Genomic DNA, 23,356 nt, shown 5'->3' with positions numbered 1-23,356 from the left:
ATAGCCCCATGTCCCACGATCAGAATTTCAAGAATCTCATCCTCGACTACCCGCGCGCGGCGCTCGCCTTCTTCGCCGCGGCCGAGGCGAGTGACCTCGGGAGTGATGTGCGCATCCTCCCGGTGCGCCAGGAGCAGTTGCAGGAGCGCTTGGGCGAGCGCTTTCGCGAACTCGACGTGCCGCTGCTGGTCGAGTGGCCGGATGGGCGGCGCGAGGCGATCCTGTTCGTGCTCGAAGAGGAGAGCGACGCGCGGCGCTTCTCCATCCATCGCCTCGCCCATTACTGCCTGGATCTGGCCGAGCTGTTCGACACTCAGCGTGTGGTGCCGGTCGTGATCTTCCTGCGCGCGGCCAGCGGCGTTGCCATGCAGCTGCGCCTGGGCGGCGAGCGCCACGTCTATCTCGACTTCCACTACCTGCGTCGCGCGCTGGCCGAGCTGACCTTCGAGGACTACCGCGACAGCGACAACCTGGTCGCCCGTCTCACGCTGCCCAACATGTCCTATCCACCCGAGCGTCGGGTCGAGGTCTACGCCCAGGCCGTGCGCGGTCTCACGGCCCTGGAACCCGATCCCGAGAAACGGCTCAAGTACCTGGATTTCATCGACATCTATGCCGCCCTTGACGATAATGAACGCACGCAATACGCACGGGACTACCCCGACGAGGCACAGACCATGAGCCGATTCGCCGAACGTTTTCGTGAAGAAGGTATGCAGCAGGGCATGCAACAAGGCATGCAACAAGGCATGCAGCAGGGCATGCAACAAGGCGAGGCACGGATCTTGGCGCGGCTGCTGCGCCTCAGATTCGGCGAGCTACCCGAGGCGGCGCAGGTCCGGATCGCCCAGGCCAACGAGTCGACCCTGCTCGAATGGTCCGAGCGGGTGCTGACCGCGACTTCGCTCGACGAAGTGCTGCACTAGCGAGCGCCGCGCTGCGGCAGACGCTCGTTCGGACACACCCCCTACCATCGGGAGGCAACTTCTGTCCTGATATCGGGATGGCTGGCAGCGCCTACCCGAAGAACTTGCCCAAGGTGCGTGTCAGCCAGCTCTTGTTGAGGATCTTCGAGGCGTAGGGCGCGTAGTCGCGGTCGTCATTCTGGATGTGGTTGGTGAGCCAGATCTGCAGCTCGGACATGAGCTTGCGGGTCACGTCTTTGCCGCTTTCATGCTGAACAGCGTAGTTGTCGATGTGGGCGACGAAGGCGTCGTGCACGCGTTTGTGCGAAACGGACAGCGGATAGCCCGCCTGTTTCATCATGTCCTCTTCGAAGGCGAAATGGGTGCGGGTGTAGTCCACCAGCCCCATGAGCACCTCTGAGACCTTCTCCCTGTCATTGCTCGATCTGGCGACGTCCAGCTCATTGATGTAATCCAGGATGCGGCGGTGTTGGCCATCAATGACCTCGACACCAACGGAGAGAGATGAATCCCAAGACCAGTAGCTCATTGCCTTCCAAACGAATTTTGATCAGGATCCCTTCACGCTATCACGCCCGCAGATGCGTTCCCAAGCGGTGGCTCTTGCTTTTGTGTCATAGGTCTCATCGGCGCTTCGACCTGTGTCGGCTCAGCGCCCGTCTCGATACGGCTTGATGTCGATGACCGGCGTGTCCGGGAAGGCATCGATGGTGTCGATGAGGATGACAGTGCCCTGAACCGAGAGCACGCGGCAGCGGCTCAGGCCGATGAGATTCGGCCGTACCGGGGCTCGGGTCGCGAACACGCCCTTCAGCGGATTGGCGGGGTTTCCCCTGGGATGTACCTGCAGCATGGCGCGCTGCTCCGGCGAGTCGTTGCGGTCGAGCCAGTAGAGCACCCAGATGAATTCAAGCTCCTCCACACCCAAGAGGGCATCTTGGTACTCAGGTGCGATCTGGATGCTGGTCTGGCCCTGCGCTTTCCTCACCCAGCCGATCGGCTTCATCTCAAACACTTGGGCGCTTCCTCCGGTCGCAGCGCCTGCGAGCGCAACGGCGATGAGCCATGGCCGCGCGAGTCTGCGGAACCGAGCCTTCATCCTATGATTCGGCACTTGGAGCCGCCAAGGCGCGAAGAACGAAAAGAAAAACAGGAGGTTGGTTCGCCGGCCGCTTCACCTAGAATCCTTGAGGGCGCAAAATGCTTGTAGATGAGTCAAATTTCGATGAAGCGTCCGACCATCCAAGGCCGTCGGGATCGCTATCGGGATCGAACCGACGATCCCGATCCCGATGGCATGACTCGTCGGTCTGAGGCGAAGCCTAGCTAGAAGGTTAGCCTTGGCGCTGAGACGAGGCATCGAAATCCTTGATGCGCTTCGCGCGCTTTCCGGTTCGATTGATCGTTGCGGTTCAACTGATCGTCTTGGGTTCATTCGCCTTCCCCTCGCGCGGATTCCCGAATCTCAAGGGGCACCACTTAGCGGCCCTGCTGCAAGGGGCTCGGCACCTCGCTCAAGTCCGCGCCCGGCAGCCGCTCCAACCAGAGCGACTCGCCGTTGCGGCGCTTCATATTGAGGATAGCCGCGCGCGGCAGACCGCGCAGCTGGCGGGTGATGACGTCCATGACCCAGCCGTGGGTGATGACCAGCGTTTGCGAGCCAGGATAGTCCTCGGCGATCAATTCCAGCGCCTCCATGACCCGATCCGCGAATGCATCCATGGTCTCGCCACCCGCGAAGTCGCAGGCCGGGTTGCGCCGCAGAATCTCTTGGTGCAGACCTGGATGCGTGAGGAGCAGCTCGGCCTTCGGCATGCCTTGGACGTCCCCGAAATGCCGCTCCTTCAATCCGTCATAAACCTTGGGCGGCGGCAGTCCCAAATCCGCCGCGACGATCTCTGCGGTTTCCAAAGAGCGCCCCAGCGGACTCGAGCAAAGCTGCTGAAAACCGGCACCGCCGAGCGCCTGCGCCAGTGCATGGGATTGCTCCCGACCCTGATCATTCAGCGGCACATCAGTCCACCCCTGCAAGATTCCACTGTTGTTCCAGTCCGTCTCGCCGTGGCGGGTTACGCAGAGTCGGGTCACTGTCGTCATAGGCTCAGGAAGTGCGTTTGGTTGAAGGGGATGAGTGTGGCGGCCTCGACCATCCCTTCGCCCAAGTCGGCCAACGAATGCGTCGTCAGGCCAGCTATTCCCGCTCAGAAAACAAAGAAACCATTGATTTCAAATTATATTTATCCTGAGGGCCTACGAAAACATAATTTCCAAGTGACTGATAATTAAGAGTGTCTTGAAGTTAACGGGGACCGCTGTAGTCAGGCCATCTTGGCCTGACAGAATCAGGGCTGGAAGCCCTGCCTACGCAGGGATGGCTAGCAGCTGGATCGAAGGATGATCAAGGCCAGTGTGCGAAGCGCGATTTTTACGACATCACGCGGGCCGCGATCGCGCGTCCGTCGCGGCGGGGCGCCGCTCCTCCCGATCGTGCGCTTGGGCCAGGGCATGGCCAATGCCGGAGTCTTGCAATAGGGTTTTGTCATTAGCGGGGACCGCTGTAGTCAGGCCATCTTGGCCTGACAGAATCAGGGCTGGAAGCCCTGCCTACGCAGGGATGGCCAGCAGCTGGACCGAAGGATGATCAAGGCCGGTGTGCGAAGCGCGATTCTTACGACATCACGCGGGCCGCGATCGCGCGTCCGTCGCGGCGGGGCGCCGCTCCCACCGACCGTGCGCTTGGGCCAGGGCATGGCCAATGCCGGAGTCTTGCAATAGGGTTTTGTCATTGCCCCTCACCGGCGAGCGTCGATAGTCTTGCGCTCATCCATCGGTGCTTGCCTCTCTCTGCTCGAGTCTTAGACGCTGGCCGCCGGATTCTGGCCCGGCGACGCGAGCGCAACCGATGAGCATTCTCCACATCTATTCAGGAACCGCCATGACACAGGCTCCTCTAACGGGCGGTCGCGCCGTCCCCAGCTCGCGCCTCAACCGCCTCTGGCACCTAGGACGTGCGACAACCGACCTCGCGGCTGGCATCGGCATGCGGGGCCTGATCGATCTCGCGCGGGGGAACGAAGGCGCGTCAGACCGGGTTCAATTGAGTCCGGAGGCCTTTCAGCGCATCACCAATCGGCTCTCACACATGCGCGGCGCCATGATGAAGATGGGGCAACTGATGTCCATGGACGGATCGGACGTCCTCACGCCCGAAGCCGCTGCCATCTTGGGCGCGCTGTGCAATCGCGCTGAACCCATGCCGCTGAGCCAACTCGCGCCCCTACTTGAGAGCGAATACGGAAAGGACTGGAATCGACGCTTCCGGCGCTTCGCGTTCACGCCGGTCGCGGCCGCATCCATTGGCCAGGTGCATCGCGCGGAAACCGCGGATGGCCGCCATCTGGCGCTGAAGATTCAGTTCCCCGGCGTGCGCGAGAGCATCGATAGCGACATGGACAATCTGGGCTTCCTCAGCCGCGCCATCGGCATGTCGGCAAAGGGGATGGACCTGAAACCCATGCTCGAGGAGGCCCGCCGCCAGCTGCACCAGGAAGCCGACTATGAGGCTGAGGCCAACGCCCTAGAGACCTATCGCGGCTTGATCGGCGACGGCACCCATTACTTCGTCCCCGAAGTGCATCGCGACTTCAGCACCGGGCGCATCCTGGCGATGGATTTCGCTGACGGCATCGCGATCGATCAACTGGCCGAGGCAAGCTTCACCCGCGACGACCGCGATCGCGCCGCCAACCTCGTCATGGAGATTGTCCTGCGTGAGCTGTTCGAGTTCAGACTCGTGCAGACCGACCCGAACTTTGGCAATTTTCTCTATCAAGCCGACAGCGGTCGCGTCGTACTGCTGGATTTCGGCGCGACTCATCCGGTCCCGCCGGCCATCGTCTCCGGCTATCGGGATCTGATCCGAGCGGCGATGGTGGAAGACCGCGAGGCCATGTACCAGAGTGCCATCGCGCTGGGCTTCGCCCGCGAGGATACAGAGCGCCCGCAGGTCGATGGCATGCTTGAACTCATGCGCCTGTCGAGCGAAATGATGCGGCACCAGGGTCCCTATGATTTCGGCGCATCCGATCTCTTCAAGCGCATCTACGATCAGGGGCAGCAACTCTACTACGAGGGCGCCTACAGTCAGTTGCCCGATCCGTCCAGCGTCTTTCTGTACCGCAAGTTCCTGGGCGCCTTTTTGCTGTGCCGCCGACTGCGCGCGCGCGTGGATCTACCGCGTCTGCTCGAACCCTATTTGTAATGTGCTTTCCGGGAAATAACAGACCCGCAGTTCCGATCCCGGATGGGCAAAGCCCTGGCGATGCGCTTGATTCGGAGTGCCGAGGGTCGCGGGGCGTGCCCATCATCCCCGCTCAGCGTCTTGCAAGATGGGCACGTCCGTTTGGCGCCGAGGTTGCGCGCGAGCCCAGCGCGCGGACTTTGCCCATCCTACCGATCTGCTCGAACCCGATCTGTTCGAACCCTATCTGCAAGAGGCTGTTTGAAAATTCCCTCGTGACGCTTGGTGGGAGCGCCGCCTGCGGCGCGACCTGCTAGGTCACGGCCAGGTGTCGCTCCCGCGGGGGGCGTCAGCTCTTGCGATTGGCGCGCTTGCGCTCGTGCTCCTTGAGGAAACGCTTGCGGACCCGGATGGCGCTGGGGGTGATCTCGACCAGTTCGTCGTCTTCGATGAACTCCAGCGCCTGCTCCAGCGTGAACCTCACCGGCGGGGTGAGCAGGATGTTCTCGTCCGAGCCGGCGGCGCGGATGTTGGTGAGCTGCTTGGCCTTGAGCGGGTTGACGGTCAGGTCGTTGTCGCGGGAGTGGATGCCCACGACCTGGCCCTCGTAGACCTCTTCGCCGGGGGCGACCATCATGCGGCCGCGCTCCTGGAGGTTGAAGAGCGCGTAGCCGAGCGCCTTGCCGGTCGCGTTAGCGATCAGCGCGCCGTTACGCCGTGGCGCGATGCCGCCCATGTTGGCGGGGCGGTAGCGGTCGAAGACGTGGTATTTCAGACCGGTGCCCGAGGTCAGGGACATGAACTCGGTCTGGAAGCCGATGAGCCCGCGCGAGGGGATCTCATAGTCGAGCCGGACCCGTCCCTTGCCGTCCGGCACCATGTCCTTGAGTTCACCGCGGCGCTCGCCGAGCGCCTGCATGATCGACCCCTGAGAGGACTCGTCTAAGTCGACGGTGAGCTGCTCGTAGGGCTCGCAAATCTGACCGTCGATCTCGCGGAAGATGACCTCGGGGCGCGAGACGGCCATTTCGAAGCCCTCGCGACGCATGTTCTCGAGCAGGATGGACAGATGCAGCTCGCCCCGGCCGGAGACGCGAAACTTCTCGGGGTCGTTGCCTTCCTCGACGCGCAGTGCGACGTTGTGGATGAGTTCGCGCTCGAGTCGGTCCTTGAGCTGACGAGACGTCAGGTACTTGCCGTCCTTGCCGGCGAAGGGCGAGGTGTTGACCTGGAAGGTCATGGTCACGGTCGGCTCGTCAACGGTCAGCGCGGGCAGGGCATGCACGTGCTCGGGGTCGCAGAGGGTGTCCGAGACGTTCGGTGCCTCGATGCCGGTCAGGGCGACGATGTCCCCGGCGGTGGCCACCTGAACCTCGTGGCGCTCCAGCCCCAGGTAGCCGTAGACCAGGCCGATTTTGGCCTTGTGCCGCTCCCCATCGTGCTTGAGGACGACGATCTGCTGGTTGGGCCGGATGCTGCCGTGGCGGATGCGGCCGACGGCGATGGCCCCGACATAGGAGCTGTAGTCCAGCGTCGAGACTTGCATTTGGAAAGGGGCTTCCGGGTCGACCTCGGGGGCCGGGCAGTGCTCGACGATGGCCTCGAAGACGGGCGTCATGTCACCCTCGCGGACCTCGCTGTCCAGCCCGGCATAGCCGTTGATGGCGGAGGCGTAGACGATGGGGAAGTCGAGCTGCTCGTCAGTGGCGCCGAGGCGGTCGAAGAGGTCGAAGACCTGGTCGATGACCCAATCCGGACGGGCGCCCGGGCGGTCGATCTTGTTGACGACGACGATGGGACGCAGGCCGTGGGCGAAGGCCTTGCTGGTGACGAAGCGCGTTTGCGGCATGGGGCCTTCTTGGGCGTCGACCAGCAGGAGCACGGAGTCGACCATGGACAGCACGCGCTCCACCTCGCCGCCGAAGTCGGCGTGGCCGGGGGTGTCGACGATGTTGATGCGGTAGTCGTTCCAGCGGATGGCGGTGTTCTTGGAGAGGATGGTGATGCCGCGCTCCTTCTCCAGGGCGTTGGAGTCCATCACGCGCTCGACCGGCCCGAAGCGCTCACCCAGGGTGCCGGACTGCTGTAGGAGCTTGTCCACCAGTGTGGTCTTGCCATGATCGACGTGCGCGATGATGGCGATGTTGCGAAGGGTCTCGATCACGGCGGCAGGGCTCCGGGGAAATAGCAGCGCGGGCCAACCTCGGCCGGCTCGGACTGGAAATAAAGAGTGGGGTGCTGGCCCTGTGCCTGGACGATTCGCCCGGATGTGGCCAGCCGCTAAGTATATACCGAATATGATGACGACTGTGTGGCTTGCGTCGGCCGTGTGCGGGGCTGGTTTGTGCCGCGAGCGCGCGACGATCAGCGCCCATCGGTTCCGGAGAGAGGATTTAGCCGTCAATGCTCCGACTTCTTATCTCCATTTCGCTGTAACACATCGCCTTCGAAAGAGTTTTCCAAGATGCTCACAGAAGCTGTGGATAACTATGTGCACAAGTTCTGAGGAATGGCCCGGAGCGCGCGTGGTGCTTGGGCTCGAAACAAAATGCACAAATTTTGATCGCTCATGAAAAAAGTTATTTTTCAATCACTTATTTTTCTCAGCGCCGGCGAGGCAAGGCTGCCTTCCGCGGTTGCCCGCGCCCTTCTGGCGGGTGTTGACACTTGTGAACAAATGCGATTTAGAGTGCATGGGCAGCGCAAGGCCGCGCTGTCGTCGCCACAGGCGCCTGCCTGGCTTGGATGGCGAGCCCGGCACGACGGCGCCCTTGCCCATTGGCTCGTCGAATATCCCTATAAATCAATATAATCATAAGGTTGCAAAGGGTTGCGCTCGCACCGGAAAAGGCACAGCATAAGCGCGGAGGACAGACTGCGGACCCAACCGCGGCGATCGCTACGCCACTCGGCGCCAAGCCAGTTCACTTACCGCCACCCTCGGACATAAGAAGTATAAGAGCATGACGCCCACCGATCTCAATGCCGTTCGCGAGCACATCGCCTCACGCATCATCGGCCAGCAATCCTTCATCGACAGCATGCTCGTCTGCTTGCTCAGTGATGGTCACCTGTTGGTGGAGGGGATGCCGGGGCTGGCCAAGACCACGGCCGTGAAGGCCCTGGCCGAATCCCTGGAAGGCGACTTCCACCGCATCCAGTTCACCCCGGATCTTCTGCCGTCGGACCTCATCGGAACGGACATCTATCGCCACGAGAAGGGTGAGTTCGAGTTCCGTCAGGGGCCTTTGTTCCACAACATGCTGCTTGCGGACGAGGTGAACCGCGCTCCGGCCAAGGTACAGTCGGCGCTGCTGGAGGCCATGGCGGAGCACCAGATCACGGTCGGCCAGAAAACCTATCCGTTGCCGCAGCTCTTCATGGTCCTGGCCACGCAGAACCCGGTCGAGCAAGAAGGCACCTATCACCTGCCGGAGGCGCAGCTCGACCGCTTCCTGATGCAGGCCGTGGTGACTTATCCGACCCGCGACGAGGAGCTGAAGATCCTGGAGCTGGACAGCCAGCAACAGCAGCATAGCTACGCGCCTCCGGCCAAGCGGCTGAGTCAGGCCGAACTCTTCGCGATGCGCCGGGATGTCGCCAACCTCTATCTGGACCCCAAGCTGCACAGCTATATCGTGGATCTGGTGCAGGCCACGCGGCAGCCGAAGCTCTACGACAAAGACCTCGGCCGCTGGTGCCGCTTCGGTGCCTCGCCGCGTGCCAGTATCGCATTGGCCCGCTGCGCGCGCGCCCGAGCCTGGATGGACGGCGACAACTTCGTCGCGCCGCACCATATCCAAGCGGTCGCGCCGGAGATCCTGCGGCATCGCCTGCTGCTGACCTTCGAGGCCGAGGCCGAGGGCATCACCACGGACTCCTTTATCCAGCGGTTGCTGTCCCTGGTCGCGATTCCCTAGGCGTGGCTGCTACTCCGTGCTCGCGGTGGGTGTGGCCTGCGTGTCGGCACGATAGGGTCGGAAGGCTGTAGGGTGGACAAGCGCAGCGCAGTCCACCAGCGTTGGCGCGGACCTCGGTGGACTTCGCTCTCGCTCGTCCACCCTAGGGCCCTTTCCTTGGCGCCGCTTGGCAGTGACGCCAGTTCCGTCATCAATCGACACTTGAGCACCTCAAACGACTGCGAATGAGCCTCTATCCTAGACTCGACGATTTGCTGGAGCTTCGTCATCAGGCCCATGCCCTGGGGCTGCAGTCGCATCATTTGGTCAACTCAGCCTTCGCCGGCCTCTACGCCTCGGTCTTTCGCGGCGCCGGGGTGAACTTCGAAGAAGTGCGCGAGTACCGCGAGGGCGACGACATCCGCTACATGGACTGGAAGGTGACGGCGCGGACCAATGAGCCGCACATGAAGATCTTCCGCGAGGAGCGCGAGCGCTCGGTCGTGCTCTGCGTCGACAAGGGGCCGCATATGAGCTTCGGCACGCGCGGCACCTTCAAGTCGGTTCAGGCCGCACGCGCGGCGGCGCTCATCGGTTGGGCCGCGAGCCGCCTCAACGACCGTGTCGGCGGGCTGGTGTTCGGCGATCCCGAGGCCGGGCTGCAGCATTTCAGGCCATCCCGTGGGCGGCGCGCACTCTGGCAGCTACTGCGCACGCTCAGCGAGCCGGGCGCCGAGACGCATCCCTCGGTCGACTGCCTCAGTGGTGCGCTCAGGCGTGCCACCTCCGGGCTGCCGACGGGCTCACTGGTCTTCGTGATCGCCGACCTCAATCGCGACGCCATGGGTCTCGAGCAGGTGCTGGGCGGTCTCTGTCAGCGCAATACCGTCGCGCTGGTCCCGATTGACGATCCCGCCGACTGGGAGATTCCCTCCATGGGCGTCGCAACCTTCACAGGCACGGACGGCGATCTGGTCGAGATCGACACCGACGACGCCGAGGCGGCCCGGCTCTATCGGCAGGCCTGGGAGGAGCGGCGTGAGCGACTCCAGGCCATGGCGCACCGGCTGCACATCGTCATGCTTCCGGTGCAGACCGATACCGAGATCCACCTCACCCTCATTCGCAATCTGGAGCAGCGGGCACGCTCGCGGGCAGTCTGATGGATCCCATCCTTTCACCCCTTCAGCAGACTCCGCAGCTCCGGGATATCCAGGACATTTCCTCGATCCCCTGGTGGCCCCCGGCGCCGGGATGGTGGCTGATCCTGGGTGCGCTCGTCCTGATCGGCTACGTCCTCTGGCGCTGGCGGACCCCGCTGAGTCTGCGCGTGCCCATCCCCGGCATCACCCTGGGGACCTGGCGCTGGGATGCCGCCGCCGCGCTGCGGGATCTCGGGCGGCGGGCGCAACGCGGACAGGACCCCAAGGCGACGGCGAGCGAGCTATCGGAGCTGCTGCGCCGCATCGCCATGGCGCGCCTTGGGCGCCCCGCCTGCGCCGGCCTCACCGGGTCGGCCTGGCTGGAGTGGCTGGCGGCGCATGATCCCAACGGCTTTGCCTGGAGTGAGCGCGGGCAGCCGCTGCTCTTTGCGCCCTATGCCCCGCCCGGCGTCACGGCGCAAGACCTCATGGCCCTGATCGAGGCCGCCGAGGGCTGGGTGAGCGCACGCGAGCCCAAGCAGCCTGCTTGGCGATGGTGGCGCTCAAGGTCGGTGTCCGCATCTGCCGGAGGCGGCGATGTTTGAGTTTCATTGGCCCTGGGCCGCGCTGCTGCTGCCGATCCCCTGGGTCTTGCCCTATCTCTGGCCGGACCGCGGGGAGCAGGGCGAGGAGACCTTGGAGGGGCAGCGCGATACCCTGCTCCACCCGCGGCTCGACGAACTCAGGGCGGCCTTCAGCGTGCGGCGTCCTCGGCTCCAACTCGCCGGCTGGCTCCATCGGGCCTTGCTCTATCTGCTCTGGGTCGCGCTGATCGTCGCACTCATGCGTCCTCAGTGGCTGACGCCCTACACCGAGGTCAGCACGCCTGGGTACGATCTCATGATCGCCGTGGATGCATCGCACTCCATGGAGGCGCTGGACTTCAGCGTCGAAGGCCGGCAGGTCAATCGCATGGCGGTCGTGAAGGGCGTCATGGGACGCTTCATCGACAACCGCGACGGCGATCGGGTGGGGCTCATCCTCTTCGGCAGCCAGGCGTTCATCCTCTCGCCGCTGAGTTTGGATCGTCACGCCGTGCATCAGCTGCTCGACGGCGTCGTGCCCGGGATCGCCGGGCCGGCTACAGCGCTTGGCGATGCCATTGCGCTCGGTGTCAGCAAGCTGCGTGAGCGTCCCGAAGGGTCGCGCGTCATGATCGTGATCGCGGACGGCGATAACAACGCGGGCAGCTTCGGACCCAAGGAGGCAGCACTGCTGGCGCGCGCCACCGGCACGCGCATCTATGTCATCGGTGTGGGCAGTAAGCAGAAGGACATCCCCATCTTCGAGGACGGCAGGGTGCGCTATCGCGACGATCTCACCATGGACGAGGAAACCCTGCAGGAGATCGCCGGCCTGACCGGTGGCGGCTACTTCCGCGCCACCGACACCCGGGCGCTCGAGGAAATCTCGACCCGCGTTGGCCAGCTCGAGAAGACCGAGGCCGAGGCGCGGACCGCCTTCCTGCCCAAACCGCTCTATCGCTGGCCCCTGGGGATCGCGCTGCTGGCGCTGCTCGCGCTCGGCCTCTTCCCCGAGGGGCGTAAGCGCTACCTGCGCAGGCTCGCCAGTGGCTAATCAAGGCTTTCACTTCGACCAACCGCTGTGGCTCCTGGGGCTGATCGTCATCATCCCGGTCGCCCTCTGGCTCATGCGCAGCGCCGCGCGTGCCGCCAAGGGACCCATCCACCGTTACGCGGACCCCCATCTGCTGCCGCATTTGACCGGCACGCGCGACCTGCGCGTCACCGAGCGCTGGGGCCGCTTCCTGCGCTGGAGCCTGCTGTGGACGCTGCTGCTGATCGCGATGGCCGGTCCGCGTTGGGATTACGATGAGGTGCGCCTCTTCCACCCCGGCAACAATTTGCTGGTGCTCTTGGATATTTCGCGCTCCATGCTGGCCGAGGACGTGAGTCCCAGCCGCCTCGGGCGTGCCCGCCAAGAGCTGCAGGATCTCATCGTCAAGAATCGCGAGGTCCGCTTGGGGCTGATCGTCTTCGCCTCGGTGCCCCATGTGCTGTCGCCCATGACCGAGGACACCACCAGCATTCTCAACACCCTGCCGGCGCTCTCCGTCGATCTGGCCAGTCCCAGTCTCCAGGGCAGCAGTCTGACGCGGGCGCTGGATCGGGCCGAGAGCCTGCTCGCCGGCCTGCCCGAGGACAGCGCACGGGCCATTCTCCTGATCTCCGACGGCGATCTGGCCGAGCCGGGTCTCCAGGACCGCATCTCGCGGCTCGCCGCGCAGGGCGTGCGCTTCCACGCGCTGGGGGTCGGGGGGACTCAGGGGGCGACGGTTCCGGCGCCGCAGGGCGGCGTGGTGGTGGATCCGGCCGATCCCGACCATAAGCCGGTGCGCTCGGCCCTCAACGAGCGCCTGCTCGAGAGCTTGGCGCAGGCGGGTGGCGGGCTCTATCTGCCCGCGGACTATCGTGACTCGGATACCGACCAAATCCTCGCGGCCGCGACCCTGAGCCACCTGCCGCCAGAGGCCAGTGACGCGAGCACGCGAATCTGGAACGAGCGCTTTTGGCTTCCCGTGCTGCTGCTGGCGGCCCTGCTGCTGCCCCAGTTTCGGGGGGCGCGCAGAATCGCGCGGCGCGGTCCTGTCCCTGCCCAGTCCTCGCGAGGTGTCAGCTCATGAGTCGACGCAGACGCTGGATAGGACGCGCGGCCGTTGCCGCGACCTTCGGCCTGGCCGCACTGCCGGGCGCTGCGGACTGGTTGCGCACGGACGAGCAGAAGGCCTACGACACCTATCTCGATGGCGACTACGAAAGGGCCGCGAGCGCCTTCAAGGACCCTTACCGCAAGGGCGTCGCCTTCTACCGCGCGGGTGACTACCAAGCCGCTGAGCGCGCCTTCACTCAGGCCCTCGATGATGCCTCCGGCGAGCAGGCCCAGTACAACCTGGGCAATAGCCGTTTCCAGCTCGGCGACTACAGCGGCGCCGCCAAGGCCTACGAGCGTGTGCTGAGCACCACGCCTTCCAACGAGGACGCTGCCTATAACCTGGCGCTCACCCGTGCCATGTTGGCGCGCTTGGAGCAGGAGCAGTTCCGCGACCAGACCGAGGAAGAAGAGCAGGAGCAGCCCGAAGGGGACAATGGCGAGCAGGACAGCCGCGAGCAATCCCGCGAGCAGCGCCAGTCCCAAGAGCAGCAGCGGCAGCAGGAATCCAAACAGCAGGAGCGATCCGAAGAAGAGCAGCAGTCGGATCAGCAATCGCAGGATCAGCAATCGCAGCAGCAGGAGTCTTCCAGCCAGCAGGAGCAGTCCCAGCAGCAAGAATCCGAGCAGCAGGAATCCTCCAGCGAGCAGCAGTCGGAGCAGCAATCCGGCCAGCAGCAGGAGAGCGAGCAGCAGCAATCGGGAGAGGGCAAGCCCCAGGAATCCGGGTCTTCAGGCTCCGACGCGCAGGAGCAGCAAGGCGAGGAATCGACGGGTGAGTCGGGCCAGCAGGACGAGCAATCCGGCGACACCGGCTCCGAGGAGAGCCGCGAGGGTCAGGGAAGCGAGCGCGACGAATCCGAGGGTGGAGGCGACGCGTCCGAGCAAGAGACCGGACAGCAAGGCTCCAAGACCCAGGAGTCGACCGGCGGCGGGACCTCTGGCGAGGAGACCGAGCGCTCGGCCGGCGACCCTGAGGAGTCCAGCAAACAGGAGTCCGGCACAGGAAAGGATCAGCAGGAGTCATCCCAGGAAGGCGTGGCACAGGATGAAGCGGCCACTGAGCAGGATGAACAGGGCAAGCCCAAGGAGCAGCGTCCGGAAGGCGAGCAGGGTGGCGATGAGCGCGACATGCAGCAGCCTGAGGACAAGTCCGGGCAGAAAGGCGAAGACGAGGGCACGCGCGCGTCCGAGCGCAAGCAGCCTGGCGACGAGGAAGCCGCGGGCGGAGAAGAGGAGCGCGATCAGGCCGGCGGCGAGCGTGAGGGTGAGGCTGACAAGGGTGGCTCCCAGCAATCGCCGCGCGAAAGCGATGCGGGCGGCGGCAGGGATGAGACAGCGCGCGAGGACGAGACTGGTCGTGGTCGCGAAGAGCGCCCGGATTCCGAGCAGCTCGGACCGCCGCGGTCACGCGGCTCCGCCAAGCCGCCCGAGCTGCCCCAAAGCGTCGATGAGCAGCAGACCAAGGCCGTCGACGCCTTCGATCAGCTCGGTTTCCAGCCCGGGGCCGCGCAAGACGCGCAGACGCGTGAAGGCCAGATGCCATCGCTGGATGGACTTCGGCTCATGGGTGGTCCAGGCATGGCGGCCATGGAGCAACGTCTGAGACAGATTCAGGGTGATCCCACTTTGCTCATGCGCAATCAGTTCCGCATCGAAGAGCTGCGCGAGACCCAGGGCGCGACCGGTGGCTGGCGGGAGACGCGTCCATGGTAGCGGCTTGGGCTCTCGTCGGCCGGCGCACCTGGCGCCCTAGGATCACAGCATTGGTGCGGCTGTCACTGCTCTTCCTCATGGGGCTGTCGAGCATCACCAGTCTCGAGGCGCAGCCGTACCGCTATGGTCCAGGGGGGTACGCCCAGCCTTACTATGCGCCGCCCTATTACGGGCAGCCGCCGCAGCCTCAACAGGTCCAGCCGCAACAGCCGAGTCAGCCCGCTCAACCGCAGGGGCAGCGTCCGCGCTTCCGCCCGGTGCCGCCCACCAACGCGGAGGGGTCGCCGCCGAGCTATCCGGTGCGACCGGCTCAGCCGAGAACGGCGCCGCAGGTGCCGGGCCAGATGCCCTACGGCTATCCCGGCTATCAGCAGCCGAGTTGGCGGCCGGGCTATGGGCAGCCGTCCTTCCCGGCATCACCTGGTCAGCCACCCAAGATCGAATGGCGGCTGGAGGAACTGGATCCCTACCTGCAGCAGCCCGTTGTGCTCCGTGTGGATGTCGTCAGCAGCGACAATCTGAGCACTGCAGATCTCGAGCTGCCGCCGTCGGGCGACTTTCTGATCAAGGCGCTCAAGGGCCCTGACACCAGCACGCGCGAGCGAGAGGGTCGGCGCGAGATCCTCAACCGCTTCCTCCTGACCGTGGTTCCGCTCCGTGCCGGTGACTTGAAGCTCCCTGAGATCAAGGTCAGGGGCGAGCAGGTTGCGGGCGGCATGATGCAAGGCTACGAGGCGCGGCCCGAGCGACCGATCCGCGTGCAGGTGCGTCCGTCGATGACCTCGGTTCGTCCCTGGCTGCCGCTGCGGTCGCTGTCGCTCAAGTCCAACCTGGATCGCGCCGGGGCCCTAGAGCCTGGCCAGCCAGTGACCCTCACGGTCGAGATCCAAGGTGAGGGAGCAACCGCGGTTCAGCTCCCGAGCTTGGAGAATCAGCTCAAGGGTGCGGATTTTCGCGTCTATCGGGAGCAGACGCTGACAGACACCCAGCTCTCTTCCGACGAGCGCCGCCTCTCGGCCACACGAACCGAATACTACACCCTGGTACCTCAGGCCGGCGGTCGTATCACCCTACCGGAGATGAGCATCGCCTGGTGGAACGTCGAACTCGGCGTGCGCGAGGTGGCGCGTCTGCCGCTCAAGACCTTGACGGTTCGGGGCGGCGGACCCCTCGGCTTCTCCGCTTCCGCGCTTTCCGCGTCGGGCTGGGCAAAGATTTGGATTCCCGTGGCCGGAATCGGTCTGCTGGTGCTGGGCTACTGGGTGGGCGTGCTCTACCGGGGGCGGCCTTGGCAGCTCAGCCGGGCCTCGCTGGGCGTGCTGTGGCGCATGGTCCGGGCGAGTACGGGATTGCTGGCGCGAAAGGCCGCGCCCTATCTCGCTGGCCTGCGGCCGAGTGCATTGCTGGCAAGGTCTCGGCAAAGCCTGTCGCGCATGCTGCCAGCTAGCACCCAAATGCGTCGATGCATCCGCCGCGCGAATCGCGCCTCGACGCCGCTGGAATGGCACGCACGCTTCGAGGAGCAGTCGCGAGCATGCCTCGGCAACAAGGGTGACCTGACACGCACTGCCTTGAGTCAGCAGATGCTTGCCTATCGACCCGCCGCGGATCCCGAGAAGCTGGACCAGCTGATGCGCCAGCTCGATGCCGCGCGCTACGGGCAGCAAGCCATCGACTTCAAGCAGTGGAAGCGCGAACTCATGGGGCAGCTTCGCCCCGGAGTTGGCGTGCTGCGGCGCCCCCGCAGCGAGGAGCGCCGCTTGCGCTGGGCAGCCTTACCGGCACTGAATCCCGGCACCTGAGCGCCCCGCCTGACTTGCCGGAAACAGGCCTCGCGCCGCCAAGACTTCCGCGCTCCTTGCATCTTCGGCGCGCTTGATTCGGCGATAATTCCAGCCGGAGAGGCGAGCCAACAGCGATCCGCTCAAGCGCGGGTCTCCGTGTGACGGTCTTCTTGGTTGCTCGCCACTGGGCGATGACTTGCATCATTTGTGTGCGCGACGCCCGAGAAATGCCTTAGAAGCTGTCTGAAAAAACGGGCGAATTCATTCGCCCAACCGCCGGACCAAGGGCGAATGAATTCGCATCTTGTATGTCTCGACCATGATTTCCAGACAGCCTCTTAGACTTTACTCACCAGCCACCAGCCACCAGCCACCGTACCAGTAATCGTCCACAGCTTGCCGCAGAAGGTCCACTTCATCAGATGACTGAGATCGGGGTTTCAGCTCAGCGCCAAGGCTCGGCGCCGCCCCTATCGACCTGCTCCGCAGACCGCGAAGGCGAGGGCGCAGCCCAGGAGCCTCTGCCGCCCGAGACGTCGGTCGAGGTTGTGGACAGGGACGCAGTGGGTGCGACTCCCGCGAGGACCTTGAGCTGGGCGCTCGTCCGCTCCCGCGCACTGCGTTGGGCCTCGGCCCTCTTGGTCATCTTGGTCCTGGCGAGCGCCGCACTCGTCGGCGTCATACGCTGGGTGAATCCGCCAGCCTCGGCCTTCATGGCGCAGCATGCGCTGAACGTCTGGCGCCTGCATCAGAAGCCGCCCTACTACCGCCATCAATGGATCGACTGGGACCGAATCCCGGACACGATCAGGCTCGCGGCGATCGCGGGAGAGGATCAAAGGTTCCCCAGCCACCAGGGCTTCGATCTGATCGAGATCCGGCATGCGGTCGCCGGCTATCTGCGTGGCGGGCCGCTGCGCGGGGCGAGCACCATCACGCAGCAGACGGCGAAGAATCTCTTCCTATGGCCTGGCTCGGGGTGGTGGCGCAAGCTCGCCGAGGGTTGGCTGACGCTCTTGATGGAGACGCTTTGGTCGAAAGAGCGCATCCTCGAGGTCTATCTGAACATCGCGCAGTTCAGTCCCAGCACCTATGGGATCGAGGCCAGCGCGCAGCGCTATTTCCACCACTCGGCGAGCGACTTGACGCTGGAGGAGGCCGCGCTGCTGATCGCTGTCCTGCCGGCACCCGGCAACTATTCCCTGGACCACCCCTCGGAGCGGCTGCGGCGGCGGGCGGCGTGGATTCGCGATCAGAGCAGTCGCTTGGGCGGGACGCGCTATCTCAGCCGGCTTTGATCCGGCTCGAGATCGGGGCAGTCGACTCCCAATGCTTGACCCCTTGAGAAGCGGTATCGAGAAACCGCGAGGATAGCCTCTGTTGTTCCCAGAAGGATTTCGTCGCACATCTTTAGAAATCGCCCGCTTCGCCACCGGCGATATTGCCCACATTGCCACACCTGCGTCCCAGCGGTCACTGCACCGCTGACCATCAAACATACTCAGATCAGCTCGGCTGTGGCTCCGAAGATACTCCTATTTTACTTGTTCAAGAATAACGTGGTCTGTCCCGGTTCTTTTACTTCTTTCTTAAAGATAGCCGTGAATTCCGCCTTCATATCTCTCAAAACCATGCGTTGGAGATTCGAGTTTCTTGGCTAAGGATTTTTGGCTAAGGAAGTGTGCATCAACAACTTCCCCCCTTTCGCAAAGGGGGGCTAGGGGGATTTCGGGCGGCATCGCTCGCATCGGGAAACAATTGATGGGCATTTTCTAACGTTTGCGCTCTCAGCCGCGCGAGTTGCGAGCGTCGGCTGAAGCGCCTTGTTGGACGGTCCTAATATTGGACTAGATCGAATAAATAAATCTGTCCCCTTTTCAGCATCAACAACTTCCCCCCTTTCGCAAAGGGGGGCTAGGGGGGATTTCGGGCGGCATCGCTTGCATCGGGAAACAATTGATGGGCATTTTCTAACGTTTGCGCTCAGCCGAGCGAGTTACGAGCGTCGGCTGAAGCGCCTTGATGGACGGTCCCAATATTGGACTAGATCGAATAAATAAATCTGTCCCCCTTTTCCTGCTTCGCGTAACGAATCGAGCGACGACTATTCGTTAGAGTTTGCGCTCAAATTCAATAATCTCAAGAATGACTTGTTCTAGTCGCCTATTCGATAGGCTTCGTGGCTGATATCTCGACGTAGAACACATTTCCTCTAACGAGGCGTTGAAGAAATCTATTATCTTTTGTTTGCTCCATCGCTTTAGGATCGTTAATGGACTAATTACGTCGTCCTCAGGAAAAAAGCTCCAACCTTCGCCAGTTGAATCAATAATAATGTATGAGTCCTTGTTGGAAAATAATGCTTTTTTATAAATTTTCTCAATTTCTTGCGCGTTGCTGGCACCTACCATCCTGCTATCTGTCTCGATTAGCAACGGGTAATTCGGTTTCCGAAAGAGATATCCGACCATGATAGTTGTTAAAACCCTCTCACATGCTTTAACGTGAGGCTAAAGCGGCCGCGCGTTATATGGCGGCAGATTGAGCTACGGCGGGTCTGCGCGGCTCGCTTTGAGCCTGTTGTTATGCTACTTTTTTGATAACTGCAATAGCTTAGCTTGAGTAGATTCTAATATTGAGTCTCGCAAGAACGCACTTGTCCCTATAATTTCGATGCCAATGAGATCTCCTTGTTCATTTAGCTCAGCAGTAATGTTCGGACTAACTTCTACGCTACCAAATTCTTTTTCATCAGATATTGCTAAATGCAAAATATCTTCTTTTTCGAAATATGATAATTTCGGATCATTCATTTTGGTACCTTCCGCTTTTTACTCTGTATCGCACTTTCTGCATGAGTTTCATATGGAATGACTACCATCCGCTCGCATCTTTGCCAACAACCACCAATCTCTCTGTAACCGTGTCATGGTATCTTTCAGTGCTGTACCTGAGTATTTCTTCAACGTTTTTCAGATTGAAACCACGAGGTTTTACTCTGTATTTGAAATAATCAGTCCAAACAACTTCTTTCATGATCGATCAATCACAAATACGTCCGATTGAGTGTTTCGTAGCATAACGACACACCTAAGCCGACCCATACTGCGCGGTGATGGGCCGCATGAAAACGCTGAGCTAAGTACTTCATTAGTATCAGGAATGGTAAATAAATGCAATACAAATCAATTCGATTTTTGTAAAGCCTATAATATCAATTGCTTACAATAAATGCATCTTAAATGAAAACAAATTAGCCTCTACAAACAATTCTAATGAAGCACTTACGTGCGCAGTATGGGGTCGGCTTGAGGTGCATGTTATGCCATGTCTTTCAAGAGAAAGCGTAAACCGGATGTCATGGGCTCTTTTCCTCAACCCATCGAGTTAAGCAAGAACAGAATCGCGTCCGAAACTATACGATACAAGCTTTCGCTCTTCATTATCCCTGACGAAAACGACGACTTCATTATTGGCTAGAGCTTTTCTATATTGACGCTCGAGTGCGATTCTGGAATTCTTGCTTTCAAACTCATTCTTGAATCCGTCATAATGATAGGCATAAATACGATCTTCTTGAAGATCATATAGCATGATCGGGTTTTCATGTTCGTTCATCCTGTATAAGCGCAGAATGTTTTTTAGCTGTTTATGCGCAATATCATAGTACTTATCTTCAGACATTTGGATTCTTTCCTGGCTAATAAGCTGGACTTCGATGGATGTCGGTCTTGCATAACGCCGTGCCTCTGTCGCCGCAGGGCCTAACGTCACCCATAAGCTGGGCCATACTGCGCCATTAGAACACTTCCAGTGGGCTCTGTACGCGATGCGCAGTATGGTCTCGGCTTGATGCGCGTGTTGGGCGAAAATCTTATCAACACACCTACGCTGCTTTTCGGCTGACGCGATATGCAAGCATGCTCTCAATGCTGAGTTGGTAATCAAGATCTTCCCAACTCTATGCCAGTTTTTCGGCAGATAAACTCGTATTGCGAAAGCTGTTTAAGTGTGGCTGCTTGCAATTCCGGATACCAGTCCATAGGAGTAGAAATTACTCTGCCATCTTCGAGTTCAACATGCAGGTGCCGGTCATCGAAGTGGACGACTTTACCTTTTAGCGTGCCATTCATTCCATTTTTCCTCGAATTGCTGATTGTTTGCTTCGATGATTGTTAGAGCTTTCTTTAATTCTTTAGGCTTCATGAAGTCTTGGGAGACGCGAAAAGTGCCGAGTTCAACCTTTGCATAGTCGTCGCCTTTAGCGACGTGAACATGCTTCGGTTCATGCTAATTAGCATAGAAGAAGAACTCGAATCCGTCTTGAACCAGCAACGTAGGCATTAGAATTCTTGAAAATTTCGGATGGTAAATCCGGGTCAGATTCGATCTCTGGCGCCCAACGTTGCGGTAAGCCGACCCGCGCGCGGCACCACGTTTGAGATTAGCTCACGACACCGGCCGCGCGGGGTCGGCTTGACCGGCTCGTTAGGCGCGTTTCAATTATCGCCGGGGAAAATAAATCCGTCCCCTCTTCACACGCACACGTACCTCGTTTCAGTATAGAATTTAGATAAATCTGCCCCCTTTTCAGTTCGTTCCAGTTCCAGTTCAAAAAAGCGCCGCCCTGGGATAGGATAGGGATGGCTAGTATCTTATCGTTCTAACCAGCGAGTTACATAAGAGTCCGCATCTTTAAATCCTAGTAAGGATACTGAATCTTCCGAGGTTCCACTCGGCCATAGACTATATGACCAATACAATGACTCCCCTTGAGTTTCTGCGCTAATGAGTGAGTTACGTATATCGCTTGTAGACTTTGTAATCAACCCATTAATCTGGTCGTCAACATATATGGGCGACTCTGACCCTATACGCATAGCGCCTTTTCGACCAGGGTGGTAGTTAACAAAGGCCACCACGTAGAATCCGCCGCTTGATCTATTGCGATACTTGAACTTAGGCCCATAATCGTTGGCGAAAGTGTACTTTCCGTCCCATGACGGCCCTGCTGTTCCAATAATACACGCCCGTTCATTCATGGCGTGGTTTTCTGAACATGCGACTGTCCAATTACAACCTTTTGGAACAAAAGAAAGAATATTAGCGCGACATACATGAGCCGGCTCAACCTTTGCGCTAGTTGCTGAACTAATGACTTGTTCTTGGTCGACCTCCGGCGGCAAAGGTTTGGACGTGCGCGTATTATCAAAAATTTGCTTGCATTCTGCCTGAGCCTTTTCGATAAGGACGCTATTTGGAGGATAATTAGCGAACCATGAAGAGTCGGCTTTAGACATGCTACTAAGACTAGGATCCTTGGAGCAATGCTCCTCCAGGACCGATTTCTGTTTTTCACTCAACTGTTCTCGGTCATCAACGTAACCGCATTCTTCCTTAATCTCCGACTGAAGCCCGGAGCCAAAACAGCCAACGTCGATCCCAGCTGTATCACATTCTTCCAATCGACGTTTGATGTATCGGTCTTCGCACTGTTCTCTCGTTTCTTCTTGGGGGCCAGTCTGAATAGGCTTATCGACTCGAGCAATTTCGCTGTCTTTAACTGACACCCGAGAAGAACAACTTGCTGCGCCAATAGAGAAGACCAGAAGTCCGAACAACTGTGCTGCAAAGTAACTCGACATGGGAGCGATCTCTCGGCGAAGTAAAATCCAAGGATAAGCCTAACGTCACCCATAAGCCGGGCCATACTGCGCCACCACAACGCTACTGTATTGCACTGAGGTCGATGCGCAGTATGGCCTCGGCTTGATGGGCGTGTTAGGCGATTTCTAATTAAAGGCAAGACCATTTACAGGTAAAACGTACGTTACTACAATTATTACCAAAAGACTTCTCTTATTGCTGCAGCCACTTTAGGGTCTCGACCCAAGTAATATCGATAAGCGGCATCTACGCCCATGGATAGTCCTTGAGTGCTCGCATATGAACAGGGTTCATTGTATATCCCATCCTCATTGAGAAGCTCTTGAAAGGTTTTTAATTTCTTTCCTTGTTGTTTATACCTTAGGGCTATGGCGCCAATCATTGAGCGACATGCTTCATCAATCGGACTTCTATCGTTCATATCTCGCTCCCAAAAAATTGCTAAATTCTATCTACGAACTAAACATAAGGACTACATTTATTTGCTGGTTATGGTGGAAATTACAAACGATATAAATGTCGCATAATGCTCTCCGCAGTACCGCCTAACAGTTGAGTAGACAGAGTGTCGGTCCGGCGACATAGACAGATTCTGCCTATCTCGATCCGGGTAGATTCTGTCTAGCACGCTTCCCGTTGACTCCTTCGGTCCAACCGATTCCGCACAAAGGCGGAAGGCCTCGCATCAAGATTGCCCCTGAACGCCATAAGCGGTCCAGCTGCGGGGCCTGGAAGCAGAAACCCCACTGTGCTGAGCAGAAGCGACCTCGGCAGTCAGATGTCTTGCGATGCCGAGCAACCGGGACCTGCGCACACGCGTGGATCTTAAACCCGGCGTTCGAGCCGGGCAATTCGAGGCCCATCGTTGGAGACAGGTCTCGGTGCCAAAGAGGGTCGCCGCAACCATTCCAGCATTCCAGCATGCGCGCTCTGGCCGAGCACGCTTGGCCGCTGAACAGCTTGTATGAGGGAGCCGCCTCGACCGACCCTTCATCAAGGGGGCGAGGGGCAGGAAAGGCTGGCCCCTTGGAAAGGGTGAATCAACAACTTCCCCCCTTTCGCAAAGGGGGGGCATGGGGGGATTTCGGGCGGCATCGCTGGGGCCTCGATCATCCTTGGGTCCAAGCGCGTGACCGGTGGGAGCGGCGCCCCGCCGCGACCGGCGCGCGAAACCGGCGGGGCGCCGCTACCACCAAGGTATGCGTGAAAAATGTTCCGCGGGAAGCCGTACTCGCCTACTCCCATTTGTAAA

General features: G+C 60.5%; 18 protein-coding genes and 1 pseudogene. 10 read left to right on the top strand and 9 right to left on the bottom strand.

Annotated features, from left to right (window positions below):
* The first annotated feature begins 8 nt into the window (after nucleotides 1–8).
* Complete coding sequence (locus G3480_RS16315; RefSeq protein ID WP_164654957.1) at nucleotides 9–926, top strand: DUF4351 domain-containing protein; 918 nt, start codon at nucleotides 9–11, stop codon at nucleotides 924–926.
* A 91-nt stretch (nucleotides 927–1,017) separates the two neighbouring features.
* Here G3480_RS16315 and G3480_RS16310 read toward each other — a convergent pair whose 3' ends face one another.
* The 3 genes from G3480_RS16310 to G3480_RS16300 all read right to left on the bottom strand — a co-directional run bounded on the left by G3480_RS16310 (nucleotide 1,018) and on the right by G3480_RS16300 (nucleotide 3,023).
* Nucleotides 1,018–1,455, bottom strand: a complete 438-nt coding sequence (locus G3480_RS16310; protein ID WP_164654956.1) for a bacteriohemerythrin — start codon at nucleotides 1,453–1,455, stop codon at nucleotides 1,018–1,020.
* Between the two features lie 120 nt (nucleotides 1,456–1,575).
* On the bottom strand, nucleotides 1,576–1,932 hold the full coding sequence (tsaA, locus tag G3480_RS16305) for a tRNA (N6-threonylcarbamoyladenosine(37)-N6)-methyltransferase TrmO (RefSeq protein WP_240905866.1): 357 nt from the start codon (nucleotides 1,930–1,932) through the stop codon (nucleotides 1,576–1,578).
* A gap of 473 nt (nucleotides 1,933–2,405) precedes the next feature.
* Nucleotides 2,406–3,023, bottom strand: coding sequence for a histidine phosphatase family protein (locus tag G3480_RS16300; protein WP_164654954.1), 618 nt, complete (start codon nucleotides 3,021–3,023; stop codon nucleotides 2,406–2,408).
* An 838-nt stretch (nucleotides 3,024–3,861) separates the two neighbouring features.
* On the opposite strand from G3480_RS16300, the gene G3480_RS16295 reads away from it, so the two are divergent.
* Nucleotides 3,862–5,187 carry an ABC1 kinase family protein gene (locus tag G3480_RS16295; protein ID WP_164654953.1) on the top strand — a complete coding sequence of 442 codons (1,326 nt, stop codon included), beginning with the start codon at nucleotides 3,862–3,864 and terminating at the stop codon, nucleotides 5,185–5,187.
* Nucleotides 5,188–5,515: 328 nt separating this feature from the next.
* Here the strand turns inward: G3480_RS16295 and typA are convergent, their stop codons facing one another.
* Nucleotides 5,516–7,330: a translational GTPase TypA gene (gene typA, locus G3480_RS16290; RefSeq protein WP_164654952.1), complete on the bottom strand. Its 1,815-nt coding sequence runs from the start codon at nucleotides 7,328–7,330 to the stop codon at nucleotides 5,516–5,518.
* A 799-nt stretch (nucleotides 7,331–8,129) separates the two neighbouring features.
* Between typA and G3480_RS16285 the strand changes: the two genes are divergently transcribed.
* The 8 genes from G3480_RS16285 to mtgA all read left to right on the top strand — a co-directional run bounded on the left by G3480_RS16285 (nucleotide 8,130) and on the right by mtgA (nucleotide 17,735).
* Nucleotides 8,130–9,086, top strand: a complete 957-nt coding sequence (locus G3480_RS16285; RefSeq protein WP_164654951.1) for an AAA family ATPase — start codon at nucleotides 8,130–8,132, stop codon at nucleotides 9,084–9,086.
* 224 nt (nucleotides 9,087–9,310) lie between these two features.
* Nucleotides 9,311–10,228 carry a DUF58 domain-containing protein gene (locus G3480_RS16280; RefSeq protein ID WP_164654950.1) on the top strand — a complete coding sequence of 306 codons (918 nt, stop codon included), beginning with the start codon at nucleotides 9,311–9,313 and terminating at the stop codon, nucleotides 10,226–10,228.
* Entirely contained in the window at nucleotides 10,228–10,812 is a 585-nt protein-coding gene (locus G3480_RS16275) for a DUF4381 domain-containing protein (RefSeq protein WP_164654949.1), read from the top strand. Before G3480_RS16280 ends, G3480_RS16275 begins: the two co-directional genes overlap by 1 nt.
* On the top strand, nucleotides 10,805–11,845 hold the full coding sequence (locus G3480_RS16270; RefSeq protein ID WP_164654948.1) for a vWA domain-containing protein: 1,041 nt from the start codon (nucleotides 10,805–10,807) through the stop codon (nucleotides 11,843–11,845). The genes G3480_RS16275 and G3480_RS16270 overlap by 8 nt, the downstream gene beginning before the upstream one ends.
* On the top strand, nucleotides 11,838–12,911 hold the full coding sequence (locus tag G3480_RS16265) for a VWA domain-containing protein (protein ID WP_164654947.1): 1,074 nt from the start codon (nucleotides 11,838–11,840) through the stop codon (nucleotides 12,909–12,911). Before G3480_RS16270 ends, G3480_RS16265 begins: the two co-directional genes overlap by 8 nt.
* On the top strand, nucleotides 12,908–14,653 hold the full coding sequence (locus tag G3480_RS16260; protein ID WP_164654946.1) for a tetratricopeptide repeat protein: 1,746 nt from the start codon (nucleotides 12,908–12,910) through the stop codon (nucleotides 14,651–14,653). Before G3480_RS16265 ends, G3480_RS16260 begins: the two co-directional genes overlap by 4 nt.
* A 53-nt stretch (nucleotides 14,654–14,706) precedes the next feature.
* Nucleotides 14,707–16,455, top strand: a complete 1,749-nt coding sequence (locus tag G3480_RS16255) for a BatD family protein (RefSeq protein ID WP_164654945.1) — start codon at nucleotides 14,707–14,709, stop codon at nucleotides 16,453–16,455.
* A 404-nt stretch (nucleotides 16,456–16,859) separates the two neighbouring features.
* On the top strand, nucleotides 16,860–17,735 hold the full coding sequence (mtgA, locus tag G3480_RS16250; RefSeq protein WP_164654944.1) for a monofunctional biosynthetic peptidoglycan transglycosylase: 876 nt from the start codon (nucleotides 16,860–16,862) through the stop codon (nucleotides 17,733–17,735).
* Nucleotides 17,736–19,025: 1,290 nt separating this feature from the next.
* On the opposite strand, the gene G3480_RS16245 is transcribed toward mtgA, so the two are convergent.
* From G3480_RS16245 to G3480_RS16225, 5 genes and pseudogenes are all read right to left on the bottom strand, one after another.
* Nucleotides 19,026–19,250 carry a DUF2283 domain-containing protein gene (locus G3480_RS16245; protein WP_164654943.1) on the bottom strand — a complete coding sequence of 75 codons (225 nt, stop codon included), beginning with the start codon at nucleotides 19,248–19,250 and terminating at the stop codon, nucleotides 19,026–19,028.
* 574 nt (nucleotides 19,251–19,824) lie between these two features.
* On the bottom strand, nucleotides 19,825–20,355 hold the full coding sequence (locus tag G3480_RS16240; RefSeq protein ID WP_164654941.1) for a hypothetical protein: 531 nt from the start codon (nucleotides 20,353–20,355) through the stop codon (nucleotides 19,825–19,827).
* 26 nt (nucleotides 20,356–20,381) lie between these two features.
* Nucleotides 20,382–20,570, bottom strand: coding sequence for a DUF2442 domain-containing protein (locus tag G3480_RS16235; protein WP_206171750.1), 189 nt, complete (start codon nucleotides 20,568–20,570; stop codon nucleotides 20,382–20,384).
* Nucleotides 20,548–20,667, bottom strand: a pseudogene (locus tag G3480_RS29570) (hypothetical protein); the annotation flags it as partial. The gene G3480_RS16235 and the pseudogene G3480_RS29570, both read right to left, overlap by 23 nt.
* A gap of 425 nt (nucleotides 20,668–21,092) precedes the next feature.
* A complete protein-coding gene (locus G3480_RS16225) occupies nucleotides 21,093–22,082 on the bottom strand; it encodes a hypothetical protein (protein WP_164654942.1) in 990 nt (329 codons plus the stop codon).
* Between the last annotated feature and the right edge of the window lie 1,274 nt (nucleotides 22,083–23,356).

This window comes from Thiorhodococcus mannitoliphagus, assembly GCF_010915725.1.
In the GTDB taxonomy this organism is placed as follows: Bacteria; Pseudomonadota; Gammaproteobacteria; order Chromatiales; family Chromatiaceae; genus Thiorhodococcus; species Thiorhodococcus mannitoliphagus.
The sequence above is the reverse complement of the archived record's forward strand: the minus strand, read 5'-3'. Positions and strand labels throughout refer to the sequence as shown.